Source organism: Streptomyces flavotricini (assembly GCF_020639365.1).
Classification (GTDB): Bacteria; Actinomycetota; Actinomycetes; order Streptomycetales; family Streptomycetaceae; genus Streptomyces; species Streptomyces flavotricini.
The window spans coordinates 3,413,649-3,440,523 of record NZ_JAINUL010000001.1; the positions used below are offsets into that span (position 1 = coordinate 3,413,649).

The 26,875-nt window shown below is 72.0% G+C and carries 25 protein-coding genes and 1 riboswitch; of the genes, 12 read left to right on the top strand and 13 right to left on the bottom strand.

Features of this window, described 5'->3' with window-relative positions:
* Nucleotides 1–185 precede the first annotated feature (185 nt).
* Complete coding sequence (gene nagB / locus K7B10_RS15185) at nucleotides 186–971, top strand: glucosamine-6-phosphate deaminase (RefSeq protein WP_229336570.1); 786 nt, start codon at nucleotides 186–188, stop codon at nucleotides 969–971.
* Nucleotides 972–1,165: 194 nt separating this feature from the next.
* Here the strand turns inward: nagB and K7B10_RS15190 are convergent, their stop codons facing one another.
* The 4 genes from K7B10_RS15190 to K7B10_RS15205 all read right to left on the bottom strand — a co-directional run bounded on the left by K7B10_RS15190 (nucleotide 1,166) and on the right by K7B10_RS15205 (nucleotide 5,969).
* Complete coding sequence (locus K7B10_RS15190; RefSeq protein ID WP_229336571.1) at nucleotides 1,166–2,656, bottom strand: glycoside hydrolase family 3 protein; 1,491 nt, start codon at nucleotides 2,654–2,656, stop codon at nucleotides 1,166–1,168.
* Nucleotides 2,657–2,662: 6 nt separating this feature from the next.
* Nucleotides 2,663–3,499 carry a carbohydrate ABC transporter permease gene (locus K7B10_RS15195; protein WP_229345072.1) on the bottom strand — a complete coding sequence of 279 codons (837 nt, stop codon included), beginning with the start codon at nucleotides 3,497–3,499 and terminating at the stop codon, nucleotides 2,663–2,665.
* A gap of 62 nt (nucleotides 3,500–3,561) precedes the next feature.
* Entirely contained in the window at nucleotides 3,562–4,578 is a 1,017-nt protein-coding gene (locus K7B10_RS15200; protein ID WP_229336572.1) for a carbohydrate ABC transporter permease, read from the bottom strand.
* Between the two features lie 104 nt (nucleotides 4,579–4,682).
* Nucleotides 4,683–5,969, bottom strand: a complete 1,287-nt coding sequence (locus K7B10_RS15205) for an extracellular solute-binding protein (RefSeq protein WP_229336573.1) — start codon at nucleotides 5,967–5,969, stop codon at nucleotides 4,683–4,685.
* Between the two features lie 286 nt (nucleotides 5,970–6,255).
* Between K7B10_RS15205 and K7B10_RS15210 the strand changes: the two genes are divergently transcribed.
* The 3 genes from K7B10_RS15210 to K7B10_RS15220 all read left to right on the top strand — a co-directional run bounded on the left by K7B10_RS15210 (nucleotide 6,256) and on the right by K7B10_RS15220 (nucleotide 9,578).
* Nucleotides 6,256–7,020: a GntR family transcriptional regulator gene (locus K7B10_RS15210; protein ID WP_030153577.1), complete on the top strand. Its 765-nt coding sequence runs from the start codon at nucleotides 6,256–6,258 to the stop codon at nucleotides 7,018–7,020.
* A gap of 108 nt (nucleotides 7,021–7,128) precedes the next feature.
* Nucleotides 7,129–9,384: a carbon starvation CstA family protein gene (locus tag K7B10_RS15215; protein WP_267501398.1), complete on the top strand. Its 2,256-nt coding sequence runs from the start codon at nucleotides 7,129–7,131 to the stop codon at nucleotides 9,382–9,384.
* Nucleotides 9,381–9,578, top strand: a complete 198-nt coding sequence (locus K7B10_RS15220; RefSeq protein WP_229336575.1) for a CstA-like transporter-associated (seleno)protein — start codon at nucleotides 9,381–9,383, stop codon at nucleotides 9,576–9,578. The genes K7B10_RS15215 and K7B10_RS15220 overlap by 4 nt, the downstream gene beginning before the upstream one ends.
* A 54-nt stretch (nucleotides 9,579–9,632) precedes the next feature.
* Here K7B10_RS15220 and K7B10_RS15225 read toward each other — a convergent pair whose 3' ends face one another.
* The gene (locus K7B10_RS15225) at nucleotides 9,633–10,217 is read right to left on the bottom strand and encodes a Uma2 family endonuclease (protein WP_229336576.1); all 585 of its coding nucleotides are present in this window, start codon (nucleotides 10,215–10,217) and stop codon (nucleotides 9,633–9,635) included.
* 78 nt (nucleotides 10,218–10,295) lie between these two features.
* On the opposite strand from K7B10_RS15225, the gene K7B10_RS15230 reads away from it, so the two are divergent.
* The 6 genes from K7B10_RS15230 (at nucleotide 10,296) to K7B10_RS15255 (ending at nucleotide 16,925) form a co-directional block, all read left to right on the top strand.
* The gene (locus tag K7B10_RS15230) at nucleotides 10,296–10,796 is read left to right on the top strand and encodes a GNAT family N-acetyltransferase (protein WP_229336577.1); all 501 of its coding nucleotides are present in this window, start codon (nucleotides 10,296–10,298) and stop codon (nucleotides 10,794–10,796) included.
* Between the two features lie 51 nt (nucleotides 10,797–10,847).
* A riboswitch (cobalamin riboswitch) is annotated at nucleotides 10,848–10,971 on the top strand.
* 140 nt (nucleotides 10,972–11,111) lie between these two features.
* Nucleotides 11,112–13,520 (top strand): ribonucleoside-diphosphate reductase subunit alpha, encoded by a 2,409-nt coding sequence (locus K7B10_RS15235; RefSeq protein WP_372481414.1) that lies wholly within the window; start codon nucleotides 11,112–11,114, stop codon nucleotides 13,518–13,520.
* Nucleotides 13,520–14,536 carry a ribonucleotide-diphosphate reductase subunit beta gene (locus K7B10_RS15240; RefSeq protein ID WP_030859367.1) on the top strand — a complete coding sequence of 339 codons (1,017 nt, stop codon included), beginning with the start codon at nucleotides 13,520–13,522 and terminating at the stop codon, nucleotides 14,534–14,536. Before K7B10_RS15235 ends, K7B10_RS15240 begins: the two co-directional genes overlap by 1 nt.
* An 86-nt stretch (nucleotides 14,537–14,622) precedes the next feature.
* Nucleotides 14,623–15,339 (top strand): AraC family transcriptional regulator, encoded by a 717-nt coding sequence (locus K7B10_RS15245; RefSeq protein ID WP_229336578.1) that lies wholly within the window; start codon nucleotides 14,623–14,625, stop codon nucleotides 15,337–15,339.
* Between the two features lie 47 nt (nucleotides 15,340–15,386).
* Complete coding sequence (locus K7B10_RS15250) at nucleotides 15,387–15,773, top strand: DUF3703 domain-containing protein (protein ID WP_229336579.1); 387 nt, start codon at nucleotides 15,387–15,389, stop codon at nucleotides 15,771–15,773.
* A 183-nt stretch (nucleotides 15,774–15,956) separates the two neighbouring features.
* Nucleotides 15,957–16,925, top strand: coding sequence for a helix-turn-helix domain-containing protein (locus tag K7B10_RS15255; protein WP_229336580.1), 969 nt, complete (start codon nucleotides 15,957–15,959; stop codon nucleotides 16,923–16,925).
* 28 nt (nucleotides 16,926–16,953) lie between these two features.
* Here the strand turns inward: K7B10_RS15255 and def are convergent, their stop codons facing one another.
* The 8 genes from def to K7B10_RS15295 form a co-directional block, all read right to left on the bottom strand.
* Nucleotides 16,954–17,589 carry a peptide deformylase gene (gene def / locus K7B10_RS15260; RefSeq protein ID WP_053691819.1) on the bottom strand — a complete coding sequence of 212 codons (636 nt, stop codon included), beginning with the start codon at nucleotides 17,587–17,589 and terminating at the stop codon, nucleotides 16,954–16,956.
* A 65-nt stretch (nucleotides 17,590–17,654) separates the two neighbouring features.
* Nucleotides 17,655–18,665, bottom strand: a complete 1,011-nt coding sequence (locus K7B10_RS15265) for a tetratricopeptide repeat protein (protein ID WP_229336581.1) — start codon at nucleotides 18,663–18,665, stop codon at nucleotides 17,655–17,657.
* A gap of 105 nt (nucleotides 18,666–18,770) precedes the next feature.
* Entirely contained in the window at nucleotides 18,771–20,138 is a 1,368-nt protein-coding gene (locus K7B10_RS15270) for an HD-GYP domain-containing protein (RefSeq protein WP_372481415.1), read from the bottom strand.
* On the bottom strand, nucleotides 20,135–21,628 hold the full coding sequence (locus tag K7B10_RS15275; protein WP_229336582.1) for an HD-GYP domain-containing protein: 1,494 nt from the start codon (nucleotides 21,626–21,628) through the stop codon (nucleotides 20,135–20,137). The genes K7B10_RS15270 and K7B10_RS15275 overlap by 4 nt, the downstream gene beginning before the upstream one ends.
* A gap of 152 nt (nucleotides 21,629–21,780) precedes the next feature.
* Nucleotides 21,781–22,083 carry a mycothiol system anti-sigma-R factor gene (gene rsrA, locus K7B10_RS15280; RefSeq protein WP_048477498.1) on the bottom strand — a complete coding sequence of 101 codons (303 nt, stop codon included), beginning with the start codon at nucleotides 22,081–22,083 and terminating at the stop codon, nucleotides 21,781–21,783.
* A complete protein-coding gene (locus K7B10_RS15285) occupies nucleotides 22,080–22,724 on the bottom strand; it encodes a sigma-70 family RNA polymerase sigma factor (protein WP_008741505.1) in 645 nt (214 codons plus the stop codon). Before K7B10_RS15285 ends, rsrA begins: the two co-directional genes overlap by 4 nt.
* Nucleotides 22,725–23,035: 311 nt before the next feature.
* Nucleotides 23,036–23,722 (bottom strand): alpha/beta hydrolase family protein, encoded by a 687-nt coding sequence (locus K7B10_RS15290; protein WP_229336583.1) that lies wholly within the window; start codon nucleotides 23,720–23,722, stop codon nucleotides 23,036–23,038.
* A gap of 46 nt (nucleotides 23,723–23,768) precedes the next feature.
* Nucleotides 23,769–24,584 carry an SOS response-associated peptidase gene (locus tag K7B10_RS15295; RefSeq protein WP_229336584.1) on the bottom strand — a complete coding sequence of 272 codons (816 nt, stop codon included), beginning with the start codon at nucleotides 24,582–24,584 and terminating at the stop codon, nucleotides 23,769–23,771.
* Nucleotides 24,585–24,637: 53 nt separating this feature from the next.
* On the opposite strand from K7B10_RS15295, the gene K7B10_RS15300 reads away from it, so the two are divergent.
* Together K7B10_RS15300 and aroA are read left to right on the top strand one after the other, a co-directional pair.
* Nucleotides 24,638–25,363: a M50 family metallopeptidase gene (locus K7B10_RS15300; RefSeq protein WP_229336585.1), complete on the top strand. Its 726-nt coding sequence runs from the start codon at nucleotides 24,638–24,640 to the stop codon at nucleotides 25,361–25,363.
* A 159-nt stretch (nucleotides 25,364–25,522) separates the two neighbouring features.
* Nucleotides 25,523–26,872, top strand: a complete 1,350-nt coding sequence (gene aroA / locus K7B10_RS15305) for a 3-phosphoshikimate 1-carboxyvinyltransferase (RefSeq protein WP_229336586.1) — start codon at nucleotides 25,523–25,525, stop codon at nucleotides 26,870–26,872.
* The last annotated feature ends 3 nt before the right edge of the window (nucleotides 26,873–26,875 follow it).

Here is a 26,875-nt window from a genome sequence, read left to right on the forward strand (position 1 = left end):
CACCCGGAGGGCGGGGAGGCCCGGGCCGGACCGGGCTGCGGGTCCCGGCGGTGAGGCCGACGATGGAAGTGGAGGGCGGGGGCGGACGGAAGCGAACGGGAGTGGGCACGGACCGGCCACAGGCGCCCCGCCTCTGCTAGATTGGTCTATACCACACCGTCCCACTCCAGATCGGCAGGCCCCGCGTGGAAGTTGTCATCGTCCCCGACGCCAAGGCAGGCGGCGAGCTCATCGCGGAGGCCATGGCCGCCCTGGTCCGCCGCAAGCCCGACGCCCTGCTCGGCGTGGCGACCGGCTCCACCCCGCTGCCCGTCTACGAGGCCCTGGCCGCGAAGGTCAGGGGCGGCGAGGTCGACGCCTCCCGGGCGCGGATCTGCCAGCTCGACGAGTACGTCGGCCTGCCGGCCGGGCACCCGGAGTCCTACCGCGCGGTCGTGCTGCGCGAGGTCGTGGAGCCCCTGGGCCTGTCCGAGGCCTCGTTCATGGGCCCGGACGGCTCCGCCGAGGACATCGTGGCCGCGTGCGAGGCGTACGACCGCGCACTGGCCGAGGCGGGCGGGGTCGACCTGCAGCTGCTCGGCATCGGCACGGACGGGCACATCGGCTTCAACGAGCCGTGCTCCTCGCTGGCGTCGCGCACCCGGATCAAGACGCTGACGGAGCAGACGCGCGTCGACAACGCGCGGTTCTTCGACGACGACATGGAGCAGGTGCCGCACCACGTCATCACGCAGGGGATCGGGACGATCCTCGACGCCCGGCACCTGGTGCTGCTCGCGACCGGCGAGGGCAAGGCGGAAGCCGTCGCACAGACCGTCGAGGGCCCGCTGTCCGCGCTGGTCCCGGCCTCGGCGCTGCAGCTGCACGGCCATGCCACGGTCGTCGTGGACGAGGCGGCGGCGTCGAAGCTGAAGCTCGCGGACTACTTCCGGCACACCTACGCCAACAAGCCCGCGTGGCAGGGGCTTTAGGCGGCACCTTCCCACGCGTACGAAGGGCCGGGCTCCCCGAGGGGGCCCGGCCCTTGCGCGTCCGTACAGCCGCCGGGGCCCCCACAGACCCCGCGAACCGCACGCAGCCCGTACGGGGCCCGGGTGTGCCCGTGCCCCCGGGACAGGGTGTCCTGGGGGCACGGGACAGGGCGGACCGGGAGCTCCGGGGCTGGTCAGACCCCGGCGATCAGCTCCGCCGCCGCCCTGCCGCAGACCCGCGAGGCACCGTGCGTCGCGATGTGCAGCGCCCCGCGGGGCTCGGCACGCGGTACGCCCATCTCGACGACGACGGTCTGCGGGCGGGTCTCGACCAGCGCCTCCAGGGCCGCCGCCATCCACGGGTGCCGGTGCGCGTCGCGGACCACCAGCACGACGGTGCGCTCCCCCGCCGCCGCGAGCACGTCGGCGGCCGTGGCCCCCTCGGGGAACACCCCCGAGACGGTTCCCGGTACCAGCGCGGCCAGTTCGGCCGCCACGCCCCACGGGGTCTCGTCGCCCACCGCGATGTTCGCCACGGGTGCGAGCGTGGCGACGTACGGGGCGGTCACGGGCCCGGCGGTGCCCGTGACGACCAGCGCGCGGCGGGCCGCCGCCAAGCCGATGCCGGGCGCGCTCCCCTCCTGCGGCGCGCCCGGCGCGGCGGCGGCCCGGACCTGCCGGGTCCATGAGGCCAGCGCCCGCACCCGGGCGGCGGCGTCGGCGAGCCGCTCCGCCGGGAGCGCGCCCTCCCGTACGGCCGCGACCAGGGCGTCGCGCAGCCGCAGCACGGTGGCCTCGTCGGCGAGCCCGCCGCCGACGCAGATCGCGTCGGCGCCCGCCGCGATGGCGAGGACCGAGCCGCGCTCGATGCCGTACGTCCCGGCGATGGCGTTCATCTCCATGCCGTCGGTGACGATCAGACCCTCGTAGCCGAGCTCCTTGCGCAGCAGCCCGGTCAGGATCTGCGGGCTGAGCGTGGCCGGGCGGGTCGGGTCCAGGGCGGGCACCAGGATGTGCGCGCTCATCACGGCCTTCGTGCCGGCCTCGATGGCCGCCTTGAACGGGACCAGTTCACGGGCGACCAGCGTGTCCAGGTCCACGTCGATGCGCGGCAGCGCGTGGTGCGAGTCGACGTTGGTGTCGCCGTGGCCCGGGAAGTGCTTGGTGCAGGCGGCGACTCCGGCGGCCTGCAGGCCCTCGACGTACGCGGCGGTGTGCCGGGCGGCGAGGCGGGTGTCCGCGCCGAAGGACCGTACGCCGATGACCGGGTTGTCCGGGTTGGAGTTGACGTCGGCGGACGGCGCCCAGTTGAGGTTGACCCCGCACTCGGCGAGGCGGCGGCCCAGCTCGCGGGCCACGTCCCGGGTGAGGCCGGTGTCGTCGACGGCGCCGAGGGCCAGGTTGCCGGGGAAGGACGAACCGCCCCGGACCTCCAGGCGGGTGACGTCGCCGCCCTCCTCGTCGATGGCGACCAGGACGTCGTCGCGCTCGGCGCGCAGCTGCGCGGTGAGCGCGGCGAGCTGCTCGGGCGAGGCGATGTTGCGGCCGAACAGGCCGACGGCGGTGAGCCCTTCGCCCACCTGGCGGAGCAGCCACGCGGGGGCGGTGGTGCCTTCGAAGCCGGGCTGGAGGACCGCGAGGGCGTCGCGGGTCAAGGTGTCGGCGCCGTGCGCAAGGAGGGTCATGCGGCGTTATCCCTTCACTGCGCCGGCGGTCATGCCGCCGACGGCCTTGCGCTGGAGGAAGACGAAGATCACCAGGACCGGGACGGCGAACAGCGAGGAGGCGGCCATGGTCGCGCCCCAGTCGTTGCCGAAGGCGGTCTGGAACTGGGTCAGCCACAGGGGCAGGGTCTGCGCGGTCTTGTCCTTGTTGAGGATCAGGACCATCGCGAACTCGTTCCAGGCGGTGATGAAGCCGAAGAGCGAGGTGGACATCAGGCCGGGGGCGAGCAGCGGGAAGATCACCTTGCGGAAGGCCTGGCCGCGGGTGCAGCCGTCGATCTGGGCGGCCTCCTCCAGCGTCACCGGGACGGCGGCGATGAAGCCGCGCAGGGTCCAGATGGTGAAGGGCAGGACCATCACGAAGTAGATCGCGGTCAGCAGCGGGAGGCTGTTCAGCATCTCGGCGTCGCGGGCGATCATGTACATCGCGATGACCATGACCTCCCAGGGGGCCATCTGCGCCATCATCACGCCGAGTACGAGGCCCTTGCGGCCCTTGAACTTCATGCGGGCGATGGCGAAGCTCGCGGCGAGGGCCACGGCCAGGGCCAGCACGACGGCGCCGACGGTGACGAGCAGGCTGTTCGTCACGTACGTCCAGAACAGCTCGACGCCCGTGGCCTTGGTGAAGTTGTCCAGCGTCGGGGTGAAGACGAAGACGGGGTCCTTGGAGAGGATCTGCCCGGACGGCTTGAGCGCCGAGGAGAACATCCAGTAGACGGGGAAGACGAAGACCACGGCCACGACGAGCGCGCCCAGGTTCTTCGCCACCGTGGCGGGGCGCAGCGGGCGGCGCTTGCGCAGCTGCCGGGCGGGCTTCGCGGGCTTCGGCGCGGCGGGTGCGGGCTTCGGGGCGGTGGTGGTGCTCACTGCTCCTCCTCCTGCTTCAGGATCAGGCGGAAGTAGAAGGACATGACGATCACGAGCATCACGATCGTCAGGACGGAGATCGCCGCGGCGAGCGCGTAGTGGCCCTGGCTCTGGCCCTCGACGAAGGCGAAGACGGGCAGGGTCTCGGAGGCGCGGTCGGGGCCGCCGCGGTTCATCGCGTACACCTGGGTGAAGGCCTTGAAGACCCAGATCACCTCGAGGAAGGTGGTGACGGTGAAGAACGGCTTCAGGTTCGGGAAGACGACCTGCCAGAAGGTCTGCCAGCCGTTCGCGCCGTCCATCCGCGCGGCCTCGTACAGCTCGCCGCTGACGGTGGTCAGGCCGGCGTACATGTTGAGGGCGACGAAGGGGACGGAGCCCCACACCACCAGGACCGTGACGATCACCAGGGTGGAGAAGCCGGACTCGAACCAGTTGTGCTGCTCGTAGCCGGTGAAGCCGAGGGTGCGCATGACCCAGTTCATGACGCCGAACTGCTCGTCGAACAGCCACTGGAAGACGGTGACGGACGCGACGATCGGCATGGCCCAGGCCATCACCAGGGCCATCGACAGGACCAGGCGCATCCACTTGCCCAGGCGGTTCAGCAGGATGCCGACGAGGCTGCCGATCAGCATGATCAGCGCGACGTTGGCCGCGGTGAAGGCGAAGGTGCGCACGACGACGGTCCAGAAGTGCGCGTCGCCCAGCAGCTGGGTGTAGTTCTCGACCCCGTTGAAGGGTGCCTTCCGCTGGATGAACTCGATCTTGTCGACCTTCTGGAACGACAGGATCACGTTCTTGATCAGCGGGTACAGCAGCAGCGTGGCCAGGCTGAGGACCGCGGGTCCGATCAGGAGGTACGGCAGCCAGCCGGCGGGAAGCGGCTTTCTGCCCCGGCGCGGAGCCGACGGGCCGGCCCCCTTGGTCATGGGCGGCGTCTGCTGCCCTCCGGCGGACTTCGGTGGTGCGTCCTGTGGAGCGGTCACCGCTCCCTGGGAGTGCACGGTCATGTCTTGGTTACCTCGGCTGCGGTCGGGCGTCGCACAGGTCTGTCAATGCGCGACCGGGGGTGCGGCGGGCGCGTGGGCGCCGGCCGCACCCCCGGTGCTACGTGCTACTTGTTGATGCGGTTCGCGATTTCCTTGTCCGCGTCCGCGCCCGCCTTGGCGGCGTCCTCACCCTTCAGGACCTTGGTCATGAACTCCTTGAGCGGGTTGGGCTCGGTCTCGACGTTCGCCCAGCCCGGGGTGACCGGGGTGATGCGGCCGTTGACGCCGCCCTTGCCCATGGCCTCGGCGAAGGAGCCCGCGGCCGGGGTGAAGTTCGCGCCGGCCTGGTTCGGGAGCAGCGCGCCCTTGGTCTCGGCGGCGTACTTCGTCATCTGGTCCTTGCCTGCGGCCAGGGCCAGCCACTCCTTGGCGAGCTCCTTGTTCTTGGAGCGCTCGGCGACGGCGAGGTTCGAGCCGCCGAGGAAGACGGTGCCCGGCTTGTCGGCCGTCTTGCCCGGGATCGGGAAGTAGCCGAAGTCGGCTTCCTTGCCCGCGTCCTTCAGGGCCTTCTCCGCACCGCCGGCCTCCCAGCCGAGACCGATCCAGGAGGAGACGCCGCCCTTGGGAACGACGTCGGTGGACTGCTGCGGGGTGGCCTCGTCCTTGTCCTTGGGGGCGGTGGAGTACGACTGGAGCTTCTTGTAGAACTCCATCGCGGACGCGGCCTGGGGGGTGCCGAGGCCGCCCTTCCACTTGCCGCCGTCCTTGACGGCGAGGTCGCCGCCCTCGTCCCAGATGAAGCCGGCGAGGACGTACCAGCTCTGGCCGGGGAGGTAGATCGGCTGCGAGGCGGGGTCCGCGGCCTTCAGCTTCTCGAGGCCGGCGATCCACTCGTCGCGGGTGGTCGGCGGGGTGACGCCGGCCTTGGCGTAGGCCTTCTTGTCGTACACGACGACGCGGTTGGCCGCGTACCAGGGGGCGGAGTAGAGCTTGCCGTCGTACTCGGCCGAGGCGAGCATGCTCTTCTGCCAGGCGTCGGCGCCGAGCTTGGCCTTGTCCTTGGTCAGGTCGGCGAGGCCGCCGGTGACGGCGTAGCCCGCGGTCTGGGTGTTGCCGAGCTCCAGGACGTCCGGCGGGGTGTTCTCGGAGAGGGCGGTGGTGACCTTCTCCTGGATCCCCTTCCACTGCTGCTCTTCGACCTTTACCGTGACACCCGGGTGCTTGGCCGAGAACTCGGCGTTGACGGCGTCGATCCAAGCCTTCGGGGCGGAGCCGTCCATCACCCAGACGGTGATCTCCTTGGCGCCGCCGGCGTCGGTCTTGCCCTTGTCGTCGCCGTCGTTGCCACCGCACGCCGCGAGGCCGATCACCATGCCCGCGACTCCGACCGCCGCGATGAGCTTGCGCTTCACGCCACCCTCCTCAGGGATGCTCTGCACTTCCCTCGCCCGCCGCGGTGACGTACCAAGTACTGCCCGTGGGGCCGGGATCTGATCCATATTGGTTTAGACCAGTAACCGGAGCTTGGCCTAGACCTTTAGGGGTGTCAAGGGTCTAATGAGCGGGTGATCGGTCCGTTACCGGACCGACACCTGGGGGAGGGAGGAGGCCTGTCCTCCCACCCGTGTCACGATGTGACCGCACATATCGGAGGAGCCGGTGACGGCAGCGAAACTGGAGTCGGGAAGGCGGGCGGCGATGTCCACCGAAGGGGCGACCACCGAGCCGGAAGGCGGGGCAGCCACTCGCACGGCGCGGGTGCCCAAGTACTACCGACTCAAGCGGCACTTGCTCGACATGACCGAGACGCTGCCCCCGGGCACGCCGGTGCCGCCGGAGCGTACGCTCGCGGCCGAATTCGACACCTCCCGGACCACCGTGCGCCAGGCTCTCCAGGAGCTCGTCGTCGAGGGGCGGCTGGAGCGCATCCAGGGCAAGGGCACCTTCGTCGCGAAACCGAAGGTCTCCCAGCCCCTCCAACTGTCCTCGTACACGGAGGACATGCGGGCCCAGGGCCTGGAGCCCACCTCCCAACTCCTGGACATCGGCTACGTGACGGCCGACGACACCCTGGCCGGACTCCTCAAGATCGCCACGGGCGGCCGGGTGCTGCGCATCGAGCGGCTGCGCCTCGCGAGCGGCGAGCCGATGGCCATCGAGACCACCCACCTGTCGGCCAAGCGCTTCCCCGCGCTGCGCCGGTCCCTGGCGAAGTACACCTCCCTCTACACGGCGCTGGCCGAGGTGTACGACGTACGGCTCGCGGAGGCCGAGGAGACGATCGAGACCTCCCTGGCCACCCCGCGCGAGGCGGGCCTGCTGGGCACCGACGTCGGCCTGCCGATGCTGATGCTCTCCCGCCACTCCCTCGACGCCGACGGCGAACCGGTCGAGTGGGTCCGCTCGGTGTACCGCGGCGATCGTTACAAGTTCGTCGCCCGACTCCAGCGCCCCGCCGTCTGATTCGTAGTTGACTCTCGTTCCGCTATGCGGACGGGGGCTTACGTTCACCGGGCGGGCCCCCGTAGATTCCCTGCGCTTACGCAGATGATCAACGAGGGGACGAGGATCATGCCGGAACCGGAAGCAACAGGTACAGAACGGAACGCGGCGAGTCCGGACACGGCGGCGGACTCGCCTTCCGCGCCGCGGAACCCGGCGGCGTCGGGGGGCGTGAGCCCGAAGTCCGTCGCCGTCTGGGTCCTCGTCGCCCTCATCGGGGCCCTCGGCTGGGGCATCCTCGCCCTCTCGCGCGGTGAGGAGATCTCGGCCGCCTGGCTGCTCGCCGCCGCCCTGGGCTCGTACGCCATCGGCTACCGCTTCTACGCGCGCTTCATCTCCGACCGGGTCCTGAAGGTCGACAAGACGCGGGCCACCCCGGCCGAACGCCTTGACAACGGTGTCGACTTCCACCCCACCGACCGCCGCGTACTGTTCGGCCACCACTTCGCCGCCGTCGCCGGCGCCGGCCCGCTGGTCGGCCCCGTGCTCGCCGCGCAGATGGGCTACCTGCCGGGCACCATCTGGATCGTCGCGGGCGTCATCTTCGCGGGCGCCGTCCAGGACATGGTCACCCTCTTCTTCTCCACCCGCCGCGACGGCCGCTCGCTCGGCCAGATGGCGCGGGACGAGATCGGCCCGGTCGGCGGAGCCGCCGCCCTGGTCGCCGTGTTCGCCATCATGATCATCCTGCTGGCCGTGCTCGCCCTGGTCATCGTCAACGCCCTGGCGCACTCCCCCTGGGGCGTCTTCTCCATCGGCATGACCATCCCGATCGCCCTCTTCATGGGCTTCTACCTGCGCGTGCTGCGGCCCGGCCGGGTCACCGAGATCTCCGTCATCGGCGTCGCGCTGCTGCTGCTCGCCATCGTCGCGGGCGGCTGGGTCGCCGACTCCTCGCTGGCGAGCACCTTCACGCTGGAGAAGGAGACGCTGGTCCTGTGGATGGTGGCGTACGGGTTCATCGCCTCGGTGCTGCCGGTGTGGATGCTCCTCGCGCCCCGCGACTACCTCTCCACCTTCATGAAGGTGGGCACCATCGCGCTGCTCGCCGTGGGCGTGGTCGTCGCCATGCCCACCCTGAAGATGCCCGCGGTCACCGATTTCGCCGCCCGCGGGGACGGGCCGGTGTTCGCCGGGTCGATGTTCCCGTTCGTCTTCATCACCATCGCCTGCGGGGCGCTGTCCGGGTTCCACGCGCTGGTCTCCTCCGGCACGACCCCCAAGATGATCCAGAAGGAGACCCAGGTCCGGGTCATCGGCTACGGCGCGATGCTGACCGAGTCCTTCGTCGCCGTCATGGCGATCATCGCGGCCTGCATCATCGAGCCCGGCCTGTTCTTCGCGGTCAACTCCCCCGCCGGTGTGGTCGGCACCACGGTCGAGACCGCGTCGCAGGCCGTGACGAACTTCGGCTTCGCCATCTCGCCGGAGTTCCTCGCACAGGCCGCGAAGGACGTGGAGGAGGCCAGCCTGCTGTCCCGCACGGGCGGCGCGCCCACGTTCGCACTCGGAATGTCGGAGATCTTCTCGTCCGTGGTCGGCGGCTCCGGGATGAAGGCGTTCTGGTACCACTTCGCGATCATGTTCGAGGCCCTGTTCATCCTGACCACCCTCGACGCGGGCACCCGGGTCGGCCGGTTCATGCTCCAGGACACCCTCGGCAACGTGCACAAGTCCTTCAAGGACGTCAGCTGGAAGCCGGGTGTGTGGCTGGCGAGCGCGGTGGTCGTCGGCGGCTGGGGCTACTTCCTGTGGGTCGGCATCAAGGACCCGCTGGGCGGCATCAACCAGCTGTTCCCGCTGTTCGGGATCGCGAACCAGCTCCTCGCCGCGGTGGCGCTGGCCGTCTGCACCACGCTGCTGGTCAAGTCCGGGCGGCTCAAGTGGGCCTGGGTGACCGGCGTCCCGCTGGCCTGGGACGTGGCCGTCACGCTGACCGCGAGCTGGCAGAAGGTGTTCTCCGACGACGTGAAGGTCGGTTTCTTCGCTCAGCGCGACAAGTACCAGACCGGGATCGACGCCGGGAAGGTCCTGCCACCCGCGAAGAACATGGGCGAGATGCACACGATCGTCACGAACGCCACGGTCGACGGCGTCCTGTCGGCGCTGTTCGCGGTCCTGATCGTCATCGTGCTGCTGGACGCGGCCCGGACCTGCCTGAAGGCCGCCGGCAACCCGGAGGCGGTCAGGCTGTCCGAGGTCCCGTGGACCGAGTCGAAGATCATCGCCCCGGCCGGGCTCATCGCGACGCCCGAGGAGCGGGCGGAGCTCGCCGCCGCCGGCCTGGACTCGGGCGGCGGCCGCGTGAAGGAGCCGGTGGCGTGAGCGGGGTCCGCGCGGCGCTGGCGAAGGCGCGGTTCTTCGTACGGGAGTTCTCGGGCGAGGCGGCGTACGACCGCTACGTCGCCCACGCCCGTACGCACGACCCGGACGCGCGGGTCATGACCCGCCGCGCCTTCGAACGCGCCCGTACGGACTCCCGCGAGGCGGACCCCCGCGAGGGCTTCCGCTGCTGCTGAGCCGTTTGTGGCCGAACGGCCCCGACCCGGATGCCGGCGGGGCCTTCGGCGCTCTCAGTGCACCCACTCCTTGAGGGGCTCGGTGGCCAGGGTGATGCCGACCGGTTCGGGAATCTCGATGTCCTTGCCGAAGGGGACTGTGCGGACGCTCTCGTATCGACTGCCGTCCGGCTCACTGTGGACGGTGACCTCGCACTTCTCACGATCGATCAGCAAGTACACCGGAATGCCGGTCTCCGCGTAGCCGCGGGGCTTCTCGTGTCGGTCGCGGGCATCCGTGTCGGTGTCGTACGACGTGACCTCCACGACCATCAGCACGGGGTCGGGCTCGGCCCATTCCCCGTGTCCTGCGAGGGAAGCGGTCAACACGAGGACGCCATCGGGTCGAGCACGGCCGTTGCGGTACCGCTGGACCTTGATCCCCTGCTCGGCGTAGAACCACAGGTCCGGCCGCGACTGCATGCACATGCGTGACAGCCACACGATGATCGTCCCGTGGTCCCCGTCCGGCACCGCCTTGACCCCCAGCTTCCCGTTGATGAACTCGAACCGCAGCCCCTCGACCTCTCTGGCGGCTATCCGTGCCACGGTCTCGAACTCTTCGGTCAGCATCTGGGGCCGGTCTGTCATCACGGTCATGCCTCGCTCGCCTTCCTCGACGGTGCTGTCTTCGACGATAGCGCCGGGCACCGACAACCGTCCGGCACACTCGACCGCATGGACATCGTGATCAGGGAAGCGCTGGCGGCGGAGTACGGGACGCTCGGGGAGATCACCGCGCAGGCCTACCTCGGGGACGGGTTCCTGACGTTCGGCGAGGACGATCCCTACCTCGCGCGGCTGCGCGACGTGGCCGGGCGTGCCGCCGACGGGGTGATACTCGTCGCCGCGACGGGCGACGGGCGGCTCCTCGGCGGGGTGGCCTTCGCCGCGCCCGGGAGCCCGCTGTGCGACATCGCCGGACCCGGCGAGGCCGAGTTCCGGATGCTGGCCGTCGCCCCGGAGGGCCGCGGGCGGGGCGCCGGGGAGGCTCTGGTGCGGGCCTGCGCGGACCGCGCCCGGGCCGTCGAGGGCGTGCGGCGCCTCGTGCTGTCCACCACGGACGACATGGTCGGTGCCCACCGGATCTACGAAAGGCTCGGCTTCGTGCGCACGCCCGAGCGGGACTGGGAGCCCCTCCCCGGCCTCCCTCTGCGCACGTACGGTCTCGAACTGTAGCCACGCCGACACAACATCTAGGGGGTCGCGCATGACGCGGCCCCCACATGTATGCTCGTCCTCGCTGTCGTCGCAGGGGAATCCGGTGCGAATCCGGAACTGTCCCGCAACGGTATGAAGTACACCGATTGGTGTCACCGCAAGTCCGATGACCTGCCGACAGTGCGCCCGGCTCGACCGAACCGGGTGTCGATACGTCCGGGCCTCGCGGTTGGGCCGGTGGACGCCGCTCGGTGCTGCCCCGTCATGCCCGCGCGCGCCCGCTCGAACCCGCACCGCAGGTGTTCCGGAGCCGAGCGAGGGAGAGCTCCCCCCGTGACCATCGCGCCTTCCGCACCGCGCGCCGAGTCCGACCCGTCCGACACCGGAATCGAGACCGGGGGACCTGGGGCCGCACTGCTGCGTACCCTCACCGAGCTGACGGCCGACCTCCCCGACACCGACCCGGGCCGGGTCGCCGCCTCCGCGCTCCGCGGGCGCAGCGCCGCCGCCGACGAGGCCGAACTGCGCGCCCTGGCCACGGAGGCCGCCGCCGGTCTGATCTCCGAGGACCCGGCGTACTCCCGGCTCGCCGCCCGGCTGCTGACGCTGGCCGTCGCCGAGGAAGCCGCGGGCCAGGGGGCCACCTCCTTCTCCGCCTCCGTCGCGGTGGGCCACCGCGAGGGCCTGATCGCGGACCGCACCGCCGAGTTCGTGGCGCTGCACGCGAGCCGCCTGGACGCGCTGGTCGACCACACGCTGGCCGAGGGCGCCGACGACCGCTTCGGCTTCTTCGGTCTGCGCACCCTGCACAGCCGCTACCTGCTGCGCCACCCGATCACCCGCCAGGTGATCGAGACCCCGCAGCACTTCATGCTCCGCGTGGCCTGCGGCCTCGCGGAGAACGACAGCGTCCAGGCCGTCGAGGAAGTGGCCTCGCTCTACCGGCTGATGAGCCGCCTCGACTACCTGCCGTCCTCCCCCACGCTCTTCAACTCCGGCACCCGGCACCCGCAGATGTCCTCCTGCTACCTGCTGGACTCCCCGCTGGACGAGCTCGACTCGATCTACGACCGCTACCACCAGGTCGCGCGCCTGTCGAAGCACGCCGGCGGCATCGGTCTCTCGTACTCGCGCATCCGCGCCCGCGGTTCGCTGATCCGCGGTACGAACGGCCACTCCAACGGCATCGTGCCGTTCCTGAAGACCCTCGACGCCTCCGTCGCCGCCGTGAACCAGGGCGGCCGCCGCAAGGGCGCCGCCGCGGTCTACCTGGAGACCTGGCACGCGGACATCGAGGAGTTCCTGGAGCTCCGCGACAACACGGGCGAGGACCAGCGCCGTACGCACAACCTGAACCTGGCGCACTGGGTACCGGACGAGTTCATGCGCCGCGTGAACTCGGACGCCGACTGGTCGCTGTTCTCCCCGGCCGACGTGCCCGAGCTGGTCGACCTGTGGGGCGACGAGTTCGACGCCGCCTACCGCAAGGCCGAGGCGGACGGCCTCGCCCGCAAGACCATGCCCGCCCGCGACCTGTACGGCCGGATGATGCGCACCCTCGCGCAGACCGGCCAGGGCTGGATGACCTTCAAGGACGCCTCCAACCGCACGGCGAACCAGACCGCCGAGCCGGGCACCGTCGTCCACTCCTCGAACCTGTGCACCGAGATCATCGAGGTCACCAACGACGGCGAGACCGCCGTCTGCAACCTGGGCTCGGTCAACCTGGGCGCGTTCGTCCTCACCGAGACGGGTGACATCGACTGGGAGCGGCTGGACGAGACCGTCCGTACGGCCGTCACCTTCCTCGACCGCGTGGTCGACATCAACTTCTACCCGACCGAGCAGGCCGGCCGCTCCAACGCCCGCTGGCGTCCGGTGGGCCTGGGCGCGATGGGCCTGCAGGACGTCTTCTTCAAGCTGAAGCTGCCGTTCGACTCCCCCGAGGCGAAGGCGCTGTCCACCAAGCTCTCCGAGCGCATCATGCTGGCCGCGTACGAGGCCTCCTGCGACCTCGCCGAGCGCAGCGGGCCGCTCCCGGCCTGGGAGCAGACCCGTACCGCCCGCGGTGTACTGCACCCGGACCACTACGACGTCGAGCTGAACTGGCCCGAGCGCTGGGACGCGCTGCGCGCCCGCGTCGCGAAGAGCGGCATGCGCAACTCGCTGCTGCTGGCCATCGCGCCGACGGCGACGATCGCCTCGATCGCCGGCGTGTACGAGTGCATCGAGCCGCAGGTCTCCAACCTCTTCAAGCGCGAGACGCTGAGCGGTGAGTTCCTCCAGGTCAACGGCTACCTGGTGGAGGAGCTGAAGAAGCTCGGCGTGTGGGACGCCCAGACCCGCGAGGCGCTGCGCGACTCGTCCGGCTCCGTCCAGGGCTTCGGCTGGATCCCGGCCGAGGTGCGCGAGCTGTACCGCACGGCGTGGGAGATCCCGCAGCGCGGTCTGATCGACATGGCGGCGGCCCGTACGCCGTTCCTCGACCAGTCGCAGTCGCTGAACCTGTTCCTGGAGACGCCGACCATCGGGAAGCTGTCCTCGATGTACGCGTACGCCTGGAAGCAGGGCCTGAAGACCACGTACTACCTGCGCTCGCGCCCGGCGACGAAGATCGCCCGCGCCGCCCAGGCGGCCACCCCCGCAGCGCTCCCCCTGGCCGACGCCGCCGCCGAGGCCGCGGCCGCGGAAGCGCTGGCCTGCTCCCTTGAGAACCCCGAGTCCTGCGAGGCCTGCCAGTAATGAGCTCCACCGACAAGAAGAACCTCTTGGACCCGGGCTTCGAGCTCACGCTGCGCCCCATGCGCTACCCGGACTTCTACGAGCGCTACCGGGACGCGATCAAGAACACCTGGACCGTCGAGGAGGTCGACCTCCACTCGGACGTCGCCGACCTGGCGAAGCTGACGCCGGCCGAGCAGCACATGATCGGCCGTCTGGTCGCGTTCTTCGCGACGGGTGACTCGATCGTCTCGAACAACCTGGTGCTGACGCTCTACAAGCACATCAACTCCCCGGAGGCGCGCCTGTACCTGTCGCGCCAGCTGTTCGAGGAGGCCGTGCACGTCCAGTTCTATCTGACGCTGCTCGACACCTACCTGCCCGACCCGGACGACCGCGCGGCCGCTTTCGACGCCGTCGAGGAGATCCCGTCGATCCGCGAGAAGGCGCAGTTCTGCTTCAAGTGGATCAACGAGGTCGAGAAGCTGGACCGGCTGGAGACGCAGGCCGACCGCCGCCGCTTCCTGCTGAACCTGATCTGCTTCGCGGCGTGCATCGAGGGCCTGTTCTTCTACGGCGCCTTCGCGTACGTGTACTGGTTCCGCTCGCGCGGTCTGCTGCACGGTCTCGCCACCGGCACCAACTGGGTGTTCCGCGACGAGACGATGCACATGAACTTCGCGTTCGAGGTCGTGGACACCGTCCGCAAGGAGGAGCCGGAGCTCTTCGACGACGCCCTCCAGCAGCAGGTCACGGACATGCTGAAGGAGGCCGTGGAGGCCGAGCTCCAGTTCGGCCGCGACCTGTGCGGTGACGGCCTGCCGGGCATGAACACCGAGTCGATGCGCGAGTACCTGGAGTGCGTCGCGGACCAGCGCCTGGTCCGCCTCGGCTTCCCGCCGGTGTACGGCTCGCAGAACCCGTTCTCCTTCATGGAGCTGCAGGGCGTGCAGGAGCTGACGAACTTCTTCGAGCGCCGCCCGTCGGCCTACCAGGTCGCGGTCGAGGGCACGGTGGACCTGGACGAGGACTTCTGAGTCCTCCGCTCCGGCGGCTTGATAGCGTCCCCGCCCATGGGGAGAACGACTCGGGTGACCGAGGTCCTGGGCGGGGGCGCTTCGCCATGTCCGTGACCGGGTGGGCCGGGCGGGTCCGGCTGCGGCCCGGAGGCCTGCTGTACGGGGGCGCCGTCGGGCCCGCGACCGCGCACGCGCACCACTCCGTGCAGGTCATCGCCGCGCTCGACGGGGAGGGCCTGCTGCTGGCCGGCCCGGACGGGCAGCCCTTCCGGTGCCGGGCGTTCGTGGTTCCCTCCGGGGTGCGCCACGCCGTGCTGGCCGGCACCGCGCGGGGGGTGGTGCTGCACTACGACCCGCTGTCCTCGGCCGGGCGCGGGCTCGCGGCGCTGGCGGGGGACGCGGGAGGCCTCGTACCGGCCGCGGCGGCCCTGCCCGCCGACCCCTTCGAGGCGGCCTGCGCGCTGGACTCCCTGCTCCCCGGCGGGCCGGTGCCGGAGGCGGCGGCGCACCCGGGGCTGGCCCGGGTGCTGGCCTGGCTGCCCGGGCGGGACGGCGTACGGCTGTCCCAGGCGGCCGAGGTGGCGTGCCTGTCGGAGAGCCGCCTCGCGCACTTGTTCCGGGCGGAGCTGGGGCTGCCGTTCCGCCCGTACGTGCTGTGGCTGCGGCTGATGCGGGCCGCCGAACTCGCCTCCCGCGGGCACTCCCTGACGGACGCGGCGCACGGCGCGGGCTTCGCCGACGGGGCCCACCTCAGCCGGGTGTGGCGGCGGATGTTCGGGATCCCGCCGTCGGGCTTCACCCGCACCAGCCAGTGGATGTAGCAGGTTCGTTCAAGCGCCCGCGGGGCCTTGGGCCGCACCGTGGACGCATGCGAAACACGATGAGGAAATGCGTCGCCGCCTGCACCGGGAAGACCATGCCGGCGGCCGTGCGCGCGGCCTTCGAGGCCGAGCTGCTGCGGGCCCGCGACTGCGCGCCCGACACCGCCGCCATGTGGGACGCCCTGGAGCGGGCGCACATCATCTCCCAGGCCTGGGCCTGGCCCCACACCCGCGCCCACTGGCACATGTTCCGGCTCGCGGTGCGCTGCCGGGACCGGGCGGAGACGGTGGGGCAGGTGGTGCGGATCCTGGTGGCGGGGGCCGGTTCAGTGACCGGACGCGTGCCGTACGGCAACACCGGCCGCACGGCCGCGGGGCTGTTCGCGCCGATGCCGCTCCCGGAGGACCTGCGGGTGCTGCTGGGCCGCGCGTAGCCGCCGGTCGACGCGGCGGTCGCGCAGAACTCCGCAGAGGGCCGGAGCGAGGAGGAGGACGGCCAGGGCGAGGACGACGAGGTAGTCGAGGAAGGTGCTCATGACTCCACTCTCGTCAGCGCGGCGAAAGCCGGACAGTGGCAGGACTGTCATGGAAGACCGAATTACTGCCACACTGCGGTCATGCTGAAGAACGTGGCCGTGGCCCTCGTCGACGGAGTGGCGCCCTTCGAGTTCGGGATCTTCTGCGAGGTCTTCGGGATCGACAGGAGCGAACAGGGGCTGCCCGTGTACGACTTCGCGGTGTGCGCGGCCGAGGAAGGCCCGCTGGCCATGGCGGACGTCGGCTTCACCATCGCGCCGGCGCACGGCCTGGAGCGGCTGGAGGAGGCCGATCTCATCTGCCTGCCCGCCGACCGGAAGGCGCCGGTGCGGGACTACCCCGAGCCCTTCCTCGACGCGCTGCGCCGGGCCGTCGACCGGGGCGCACGGGTGCTGAGCGTGTGCAGCGGGGCCTTCGTGCTCGGCGCCGCCGGGCTGCTGGACGGCCGGCGCTGCACCACGCACTGGATGCACTCACCGGCCCTGGCCCGGCGGTTCCCGATGGCGAGGGTGGACCCCGACGTGCTGTACGTGGACGAGGGCCCGGTGATCACCGCCGCGGGCACGGCTTCGGGCATCGACGCGTGCCTGCACGTCGTCCGCCAGGAGCACGGCGCCGAGGTGGCCAACACGATCGCCCGGCGGATGGTCGTCCCGCCGCACCGGGACGGCGGCCAGGCGCAGTTCATCCAGCGGCCGCTGCCGCGCACGGTGTGCGACACGGTCGGCGAGGTGCTCGGGTGGATGGCCCGCCACCTGGACGAGGAGATCACCGTCGAGCAGCTCGCGGAGCGCGCGCACATGTCACCGCGCACCTTCGCCCGCCGCTTCCTCCAGGAGACCGGGACGACCCCCTACCAGTGGGTGCTGCGCCAGCGCGTCCTGCTGGCGCAGGAGCTCCTGGAGTCCACGGACGACACCGTCGACGCGATCGCGGGCCGCAGCGGCTTCGGCAACGCGGCGGCCCTGCGCCACCACTTCCTGCGCGCCCTCGGCACGACCCCGAACGCCTTCCGCCGCACGTTCCGGGGCCCGCGGGCCGTGGCGTAGCGCGAAGCCCCGCGGGCGCTCGGACGGCTCAGGCGTTGGGGACCGTCTCGTAGCGCGGGGTTCCCTCTTCCATCTGGCGGAGGGCGTCCTTGCGGTCCCGCTTCGAGAGGCGGTCGATGTACAGGTACCCGTACAGGTGGTCCGTCTCGTGCTGGAGGCAGCGCGCGAAGTAGCCCGTACCACGGACCTTGATCGGGTTGCCCTGCGCGTCCTGGCCGGTCACCTCGGCGTAGTCCGGGCGGGCCAGCGAGGCGTACGCGGTCGGGACCGACAGGCAGCCCTCGTTCGAGTCGTCGAGCACGCGGGAACCGGCCGGCAGCTCCACCAGCTTCGGGTTGACCACGACGCCGGTGTGGCGAGCGCCGTCGTCGTCCGGGCAGTCGTAGACGAAGACCTTGGCGTCCACGCCGATCTGGTTCGCGGCCAGGCCCACGCCCTCGGCGGCCTTCTGGCTGGCGAACATGTCGTCGATCAGCTGCGCCAGTTCGTCGCCGAACTCGGTGACGTCCTTGCACTCACGGTGCAGGACCGGGTTGCCGACCACCGTGATCGGGCGGGCGGTGCCGCGCTCGCGGTGGGCGAGCTCGCGCGCCTCACAGTCCTCGGTGTCCACGACGTACCCGTCGTTGACGATCTCGACGACCTCGTTCTCCTGCTGCGCCATGTCCGCCGTACGCCTTCCGTAAGTCCACCCGTTCACAATGTGCCGGTACAGCCTACGGTGCCGGGTCAGCAGACCTCTTCGAGATCCCGCCATTCACGGGTGTCCGGGCTGTCCGCGACCCAGCCGTCGAGCAGGCCGCGCACCAGGCCGGCCGGCGCCGCGATCCCGCATTCGCGTTCCGGCACCCAGAGCGGGCCGGAACCGTTCGTACGGTGGCCCAGCGGACCGGGATGCCCCGGTTCGCTGTGGTCGTGCGGGTCCAGGTGTTCCCCGTCGCCCTCGCCGCTCGGCATCACGCTCTCCGAGCAGGTCCGGCACAGCAGCCGCACCGAGGACGACCAGTCCTCGGCGGCGAAGCCCGCGTCCGAGGCCAGCTGTTCCAGCGCGTCGCGGTCCTCCTCGGTGGCCGCCTCCAGCAGCACCACCCAGGTCGGCACCGGCGAGGGGGCCCACAGCTCGATCTCGTCGAAGACCGGGTAGGAGGGGCCGGCCGCGGTGACCCGCTCGCCGTGCGGGACCCCGTCGTGCAGGACGACCTCGCCCCAGCGCCGCCCCGAGGAGGGCAGCGGGATCGACAGGACCTCCATGCGGGCCGGGTCCAGCCGACGGCCCCAGACCACCTCGGCCTCCCCCTCCGGGGACAGCCGTACGGCGGCGCTGCCGAGCTCCATGCCGACCGGTTCGCCGCTGCCCTTCGCGGGGTGGGTGCCCGAGCCGTGCGGGTCCCCGGGGACCTTCAGCCCGTACGCCTGCCAGGCCCGGCGGGCCAGCGGCCAGTCCTGCAGCGCGGTCGCGGCGATCCCGACGTTCCACCAGTCCGGGGCGCCGGTCTCGCGGTCCAGCAGGGCCACGGCGCGCAGCCCCGCGGCCCGGGCCTGCTCCCAGTCGTGCCGGAACTTGTGCAGCAGGGCGAGGTTGAACCAGGACTCGGACAGCCAGGGCTCCAGGTCCGCGGCTCTGGTCAGCAGCGCGCCCGCGTCCTCGTACCGCCCGTCGCCGATCAGCGTGAACGCGCGGTCGGTGGCCTGCCGCCACGAAGCGGAGGGCCGATGCCGTACCTTCCCGAAGATCCTCACGATTCCCGCCTGCCGGTCCAACGGTGCAGCCTTGCGGACACCCTCACGGACACTCCTACTGGCATCCAACCATGCCCACTCGGACGGCCGCTCATTACCCATGGGTTACCCAGGTGGGACGGGAACAACTCTGTCACGTCCGCCCCTGGCCAGAACCCTCGCGAGACATTCCACGACCTCCGGCTGGTAGTCGCGCCCGGTGCCCAGCCGCAGCTGCTCCAGGGCCGCGAGTGGGCCACCCGGGTGACGGGGACCGCCGAGCAGGTCCTCGTACGCGTTGACCGCCCGCACGATGCGCGCCAGGACGGGCTGCTCCCGGTACGGGTCCGCCTGGCGCTCCACGATGACGGCCACCTCGGCGGGCACCCCGGTCTGGCGGGCCACCTCCCCGCCGAGCGCCGCGATCCGGCGGGCCTCGGCGGCCGGCAGCCCTGCGGTGGCCCCGGCCCGGACCGGGTCGACGAGGGAGAGCTGGCCGATGTCGTGCATGAGGGCGGCGTACTCCAGCACCGTGAGCTCCCGCTCCGAGAGGCCCAGCTCCCGGCCGACGGCGCAGCTCAGGGCGGCGACCCGGCGGGAGTGACCCGGGCGGGTGTAGCCGGCGATCTCGGTGGCCCGGGCCAGGGAGGTGATGGTCTGGCGGTAGGTGGTGCGGATCGCGGTGATCCGGTGGAAGGACAGCTGGGTCAGCAGCAGGGGCGGGCAGAAGACGGGCAGGGCCCACAGGCCGGCGACGGCCACTCCGAGGGCCATGACGACCCCGGTGGCGCAGATCGCCGAGCCGATGCCGAGCTGGGCGCGCAGCTCGTCGCGGAGCAGGGGCCCGTACGGCCAGCCCGTGCGGGCCCGGGCGAGGGCGGCGGCGAGCACGGCGTCGCACAGGGCGGTGAGGCCGAGCAGGAGGAGCAGGAAGAGGACGAGGTACGGCCCCTGCCCGATCCCGTCCTCCAGCCGGCCGGAGTTGTAGAGCGGCTGGAAGCAGACGGCGGCGAAGGCGACGGTGAGGACCCGCCGGGCCAGGTGGTCGGCGGCGGGGGCGCGGCCGCGGGCGATGTGCGGGACGATCCCGGCGAGGGCCGCGGCGACGACGACCGTGACGATCTGGAGCACCCCGTGGTGGGTGGGCTCGGCGGCGTCCGGGCCGAGCAGGGCGTACGCGAGGGCGCCGGCGGAGGCCAGGGGTGCGGGCTGGCGGTCGTCGGCGGCGCCCGGTGCGGCCGCGGCGGGGTCCCGGGTGCCCCAGGGGTCACGGGGGTCACCGGCGCGGGCGTCACGGGGGCCCCGCGCGTGCCGGGCGTCCCGGGTGTCACGGCGGGCGAGCTCACCGCAGGCGATCAGGGCGCCGAAGGCCAGGGCGGTGCCCGGTTCGACGAGGCCGTTCCACAGGGTGTGCCCGAGCCCGGCCAGGGTGAGGAGCACGGCGGCCCCGCGCACTCCCCAGACGACCGCGGCCGGGGCGACGGCGCCCCTCACGTCCCGCCCCCGCCGTCCGGTTCCGGCCCCTTCGGCGGTTCCGCGGTCCGTACGCGCGTCCGGGCGCCCTGGGCCGGCAGCCCGGACAGCGCGGGCCCGCCGGGGTCCGGGGCCGCGGCGGCGGGCGCCGCCGCCCGGCCGGGGGCGGGACCGGCCGGGATCACCTGGAGCTCGTCCTCGTCCGCCGTGACCACCGGATGCCAGCCGTCCCGGCCGATCGCCTCGACCAGCGCGCGCACCATCACCGGGTCGAAGTGGGCCCCTGCGCACCGCTCCAGCTCGGCCAGGGCCACCGGCACCGGCCGGGCCCGGCTGTACGAGCGGGTCGAGGTCATCGCGTCGAAGGCGTCGGCCACCGCCACCACCCGGGCCGGCACCGGGATCTGCTCGCCGGTCAGCCCGTACGGGTATCCGGAGCCGTCGACCCGCTCGTGGTGGTGCAGGATCGCGGACCGCGCCTCGCCCAGGAAGCCGATGCCGCGGACCATCTCGTGCCCGTACTCGGGATGCAGCTCGATGATCCGCCGCTCCTGCGGGGTCAGCGGGCCGTCCTTGCGCAGCAGCCGGGTCGGGACGCCGAGCTTGCCGACGTCGTGCAGGATCCCGGCGATGCGGACGACTTCGAGCCGGTCCCCGTCCATGCCCAGCTCGCGGGCGATCATCGCGGAGGCCTGGCCGACGCGCTCGCCGTGGCCGCGCGTATAGCGGTCCTTGAGCTCGACGGCCTGGACGAGGGCCCGGATCGTGGCCTGGTGGGCGGCCCGTTCCCGGTGGTACCGGGCGAAGACCCAGCAGGAGATGTACATCGGCAGCAGGACGAGCAGCGCGGCCGGGAGCCCGTACGGGCTGCGCCACAGGACGGCCATCATCAGACCGGCGAGGCCGTGCACGCAGTGCGGCGCCAGGGAGCGGCCGAGCGGTCCGCGCCAGGCCGTGCGCAGGGGCCGGCGTTCGGCGGCGGCCAGGACTCCCGCGTCGAGGCCGGTCAGTACGCAGCAGAAGGCGGCGGCCGCGGCCACCGCGGGCAGCAGGGCGTACGGGAAGTGCGGGAGCTCCGCGAACGGGACGGGCGCGGAGCCGGGCGGAGCGGCGCCGCCCAGCAGCCCGAACGTCCACCCCGCGGCCCCGGCCGCGAGGGCCTGCTGCGCGGCGTGCCACACGCGCCGGACCCCGGCGGGCCTGCGGACCACCGCCTGCGCGAACCCTCCGGGCAGCGCGACGAGCGCGGCGGCGGCCGGCGGCAGCAGGAAGACGGCGGCGAGCAGCACGGGGAAGAACGAGCCGATGCCCTCGGGAACCCGCTTGCCCGGCAGCGGGCAGATCCTGACCAGTTCACAGCCGAGGTAGAGGACGGCGAGCAGTGCGACGGCGGGCCAGGGAGTGCGGGAATCGGCGAAGGCCGGGGCGGTACAGGCGAGGGCCGCGAGGACGGCGCAGAAGACGACGGCCCACACGGGGCAGGGCAGCCCCGCCGGCGGAAGTCCCCGCATGACGCTCTCCTCCCCTGTGCCGTGCACACCGTTTGGGGAGAATAAGTGGGGCCCCCTCGCACAGGGGGCCACATTTTCGTATTGCGCCGTACGGGCACCCCCGGATTAGCACCATCGAGTGAACGATTCGGCTTCCAGGGGTGGTTGTTCGATCAGCCGGTGGCGGGGTCCGCGGTCACGTCGTGTTCGGGGACGGCCTGACCGGAACGGATCAGCTCGATCCGTCCCATGACCTTCGAGCGCAGGTCGGTCGGCACGTCGTCCGAACCGCAGCAGCGCTTCACCAGCTTCTTGACGGCCTGCTCGAGGCCGTACTTCTCCAGGCAGGGATTGCATTCGCCGAAGTGCGTCTCGAACTTCGTGCAATCGCTGTCCGGCATCTCGTGGTCCAGGAACTCGTACAGGTGGTCCAGGACCTCAGAGCAATCCGTCTCGTGCGGCTCTCCGCAGCTCATGAGCCCGAGCCTTTCAGGTCGTTCGACTCTCCCGCGCCGGCGGGGACCAGCCCGCGCTCACGGGCGTAGTCCTCCAGCATTCCGCGGAGTTGACGGCGGCCACGGTGCAGTCGCGACATGACCGTACCGATGGGTGTACCCATGATGTCCGCGATCTCCTTGTACGCAAAGCCCTCTACGTCGGCAAGATAGACCGCGATGCGGAACTCCTCCGGAATGGCCTGGAGCGCTTCCTTCACATCCGAATCGGGCAGGTGGTCGAGCGCCTGCGATTCGGCGGAACGAAGGCCCGTCGACATGTGCGACTCGGCGCGCGCCAGCTGCCAGTCCTCGATCTCCTCGGCCGCGCTGCGCTGCGGTTCACGCTGCTTCTTGCGGTAGGAGTTGATGAACGTGTTGGTCAGAATGCGGTAGAGCCACGCCTTGAGGTTGGTGCCCTCGCGGAACTGGTGGAAGGACGCGTATGCCTTCGCATACGTCTCCTGGACCAGGTCCTCGGCGTCGGCCGGATTGCGCGTCATGCGCAGCGCGGCCGAGTACATCTGGTCGAGGTAGCCGAGGGCGTCCCTCTCGAAGCGCGCGTTGCGCTCCGGGGTCGTCTCCTCCGCGTGGCCTTCGTCGGTCCCAGCGACAGGACCCACCTCCTCCGACTGCGTGACGGCTCCGAAAGCGGACCCGCTCGAATCGGAGAATAGTCGACCATCCCGGCCCTCCGCCGCCTGAAGCGGGCGGCGCTTGGGCGCGGGCAGGACCGTCCAGTCCAGGCCTGCCGCCTGCGGACGGTGCTGGCTGATGACCTGGGTCATGCGCTCCCTCTCCTCCGACTGATCCCGTGCGTTCTGACATCCCGCACAACAGAAGGGTCGGGCCGCGCATTCCCCGCCGGGGCCCGTTCCCACGGCCTCTGTCAGGTGGGCGCCCACGGTGTGGTACGGATCACCCCGGGTCCGTCTCACTCCCCGGACCGCGCCCGTCTCGGGGAGAGCCCGGCGAGCCATGCGGCGACGGCCCCGGTGATCACCGCGAGGGCCTCGTCCTGGGACAGGTCCGCCTTCTTCGGCACGGCGAAACCGTGATCGCCGAAGGGGACCTCCACCAGTTCGTACGGTGCCTGCGCGGTCGGCGGCGGGAACTCCGCGGGCCGCCCGAAGGGGTCCCGGCCGCCCTGGACCACCAGGGTGGGCAGCCCGGCCCCGGTGAGCTCACCGGCCCGGGACTTCTCGGGCCGGCCCGGCGGGTGCAGCGGGATCGCCAGGGCCAGCACCCCGGCCGCCCCCAGCTCCGCGGCGGTACGGCAGGCCACCCGGGCCCCGGCGCTGCGGCCGCCCGCCACCACCGGCAGCCCGGGTGCGGCCAGCGCCGGCCACAGGCCCCGCCAGCCCTCGTCCAGCACCTTGGGCGCGGCGGCCACCTTCTTCCCTGCCACCCGCCACGGCTGCTCGACCAGCGCCACGGTGACCCCGTGGGCGGGCAGGGCGGCGGCCAGGGCCACGAGGTCGCGGGCCTCGATCCCGCCGCCGGCGCCGTGGCTCACGGCCAGCACGAGGCGTGCGGCCGTACCGGCGGGGACGGGGTGCCAGGTGATGCGGGCCTCGCCCGCGGGGGTGTCGACGCTCTCGGTGCGCGTGCGCGTGGTCATGGCGCCCATCCTGCCCGGGGCGTCCCTCCGGGGGCGGAAGCCCCGGCTAGAAGAGCGTGGCCTCCTCCGGCGCGGCCAGCTCCTGCAGCAGCTCGGGCCCGTTGTTGCGCACGTTGCTGACGGCGGTGGAGACCGGGTAGGCGCGCATCAGCCCGCCCGGCGGCGGCGCGAGCAGGGCCTGGAGTTCGTCGGTGTCGGTCCGGGCCGGGTCCAGCCAGGCGTCCCAGCGGTCCGGGGGCAGCATCAGCGGCATCCGGGGGTGGATCTCGGCGAGCGAGGCGGGCCCCTCCGCGGGGGCGACGCCCAGCGGCCCGGTCTCGGCCTCGGCCGTGATCACGGAGCAGGTGGCCCACCAGGCCTGCGGGTGGTCGCCGGGGAGGGTCGGGTCGCGCCAGAACTCGTACACGCCGGCCATGGCGAAGACGGAGCCGTCGGCGGGGAGCACGAAATAGGGCTGCTTGCGGGCCCGCTTCTTCTTGCCCTCGACCTCCAGCTGCCGCTCGTCGTGGGCGGTGACCCACTCGTAGTAGCCGTCGGCGGGGACGATGCAGCGGCGCTGCGCGAAGGGGCGGCGGAAGGAGGGCTTCTCCGCCACGGTCTCGGACCGGGCGTTGATCATCCGGGCGGCGCCCTCGGGGTTCTTGGCCCACGAGGGGACGAGCCCCCAGCGCACCGTGCGCAGCTGACGAACCGGACGCGGGTCCGGAGCGTCTTTCACGGGACGGTCGAGGACGACGTGGACCTCTTTCGTCGGCGCCACGTTCCAGTCGGGGGCCAGGGTCTCCTCGGGCTCCCACTTCTCGATGCCGAAGGCCTCCACCAGGTCCTCCGGCTTACGACTCGCTGCATACCGTCCGCACATGGCTGCCAGACTGCCATCCCACCCGCCCACCACCGCAAGGAGTCCGCCACTCCATGAACAGCACCACGGACAGCTCCGCGACCGCCGGCCTGTGGGACCGGCTCACGGGCATACAGACCCCGCCGGCCCTGTGGCTGGTGATCGTGACGGGCGTCGTCGCCCTGGTCGCCGTGGGGCCGCGCCCGCTGTGGCGGCTGTCACGCAACGCGGTGACCATCGCCCACGAGGGCGGCCACGGGCTGCTGGCGCTGCTGACCGGCCGGAGGCTCGACGGGATCCGGCTGCACTCCGACACCAGCGGGGTCACCGTCAGCCGCGGCAAGCCGACCGGGCTCGGGATGATCCTGACCGCCGCGGCCGGGTACACGGCGCCCTCGCTGCTCGGGCTCGGCGGGGCCGCCCTGCTGTCGGCCCACCGGATCACGCTGCTGCTGTGGGCGGCCACCGCCCTGCTGCTGGCGATGCTGGTGATGATCCGCAACGCGTACGGCGCCCTGACGGTGGTGCTGTCGGGCGCCGCGTTCGTGATGGTCTCCTGGCTGGCCCCGGCCGAGGTCCAGGCGGTCTTCGCGTACCTGGTGGTGTGGTTCCTGCTGCTCGGCGGGGTGCGGCCGGTCTTCGAGCTGGGGGCCAAGCGCCGGCACGGCGGGGCGCCGGATTCCGACGCCGACCAGCTGGGGCGGCTCACGCACGTCCACCCCGTGGCCTGGCTGCTCCTCTTCCACGCCGTCGCACTGTGCTCGCTGATCGGCGGCGGGCGCTGGCTCCTCGGCCTCTGAGCCGTCCGTCCGACGTCCGGGTCCGACGTCCGAGCCCGACGTCCGGTGTCCGGCGGCCGGCGGCCGCGTCAGGCGTCCGTGCCCGAACTCCGCGTCCAACCTCCGAGACCAGCGTGCGATCAAGATCTGGGCCCGGGACGAGCCACTAAAGTGGGGGCCATGACCGAGACCCCCGCGCTCCCCGCCCTCTGGCCCGCTCCGCTCGCCGACGGCACCGTCCACGCCACCGTGACCGTGCCCGGGTCGAAGTCGGTCACCAACCGCGCCCTCGTCCTCGCCGCGCTCGCCGCCGAGCCGGGCTGGGTGCGCCGCCCGCTGCGCTCGCGCGACTCCCAGCTGATGTCGGACGCCCTGCGCGCACTCGGCGTCGGCATCGAGGAGACCGCCTCCTCCAGCTCCGGCGACGGCTCCGGCGGCGAAGCCTGGCGGGTCATCCCGGCCGCCCTGCACGGCCCGGCCACCATCGACGTCGGCAACGCGGGCACGGTCATGCGCTTCCTGCCGCCCGTCGCCACCCTGGCCGCCGGCGACATCCGCTTCGACGGCGACCCGCGCTCCTACGAGCGCCCGCTCGGCCAGGTCATCAGCGCCCTGCGCACCCTCGGCGCCCGGATCGACGACGACGGCCGGGGCGCGCTGCCGCTGACCGTCCAGGGCGGCGGGGCGCTGGAGGGAGGCGTCGTAGAGATCGACGCCTCCAACTCCTCGCAGTTCGTCTCGGCGCTGCTGCTGTCGGGCCCGCGCTTCAACCAGGGCGTCGAGGTCCGGCACACCGGCACCACCCTGCCGTCGATGCCGCACATCCGGATGACGGTGGAGATGCTGCGCGCGGCGGGCGCCCAGGTCGACACCCCCGAGGCGGGCGGCGAGCCGAACGTGTGGCGGGTCGCGCCGAGCGCGCTGCTGGGCCGTGACGTGGTCGTGGAGCCGGACCTGTCGAACGCGCAGCCGTTCCTGGCGGCCGCGCTGATCACGGGCGGTACGGTCACCATCCCCGACTGGCCGCGCCGCACCACGCAGCCCGGCGACGAGCTGCGCCGCATCTTCACGGAGATGGGCGGCTCCTGCGAGCTGACCGACGCGGGCCTGGTCTTCACGGGCAGCGGCAAGATCCACGGCATCGACGTGGACCTGGGCGAGGTCGGTGAGCTCACCCCGGGCATCGCGGCCGTCGCGGCGCTGGCCGACTCCCCCTCCACGCTGCGCGGGGTGGCGCACCTGCGGCTGCACGAGACGGACCGGCTGGCGGCGCTGACCGCGGAGATCAACGGGCTCGGCGGCGAGGTCACCGAGACCGCCGACGGCCTGCACATCCGCCCGCGTCCGCTGCACGGCGGCGTGTTCCACACGTACGACGACCACCGGATGGCCACCGCGGGCGCGGTGATCGGCCTGGCCGTGCAGGGCGTGGAGATCGAGAACGTGGCGACGACCGCGAAGACCCTGCCGGACTTCCCGAAGATGTGGGCCGACATGCTCGGCCAAACGGCGCGGGTAGCGGGAGCGTAGGGC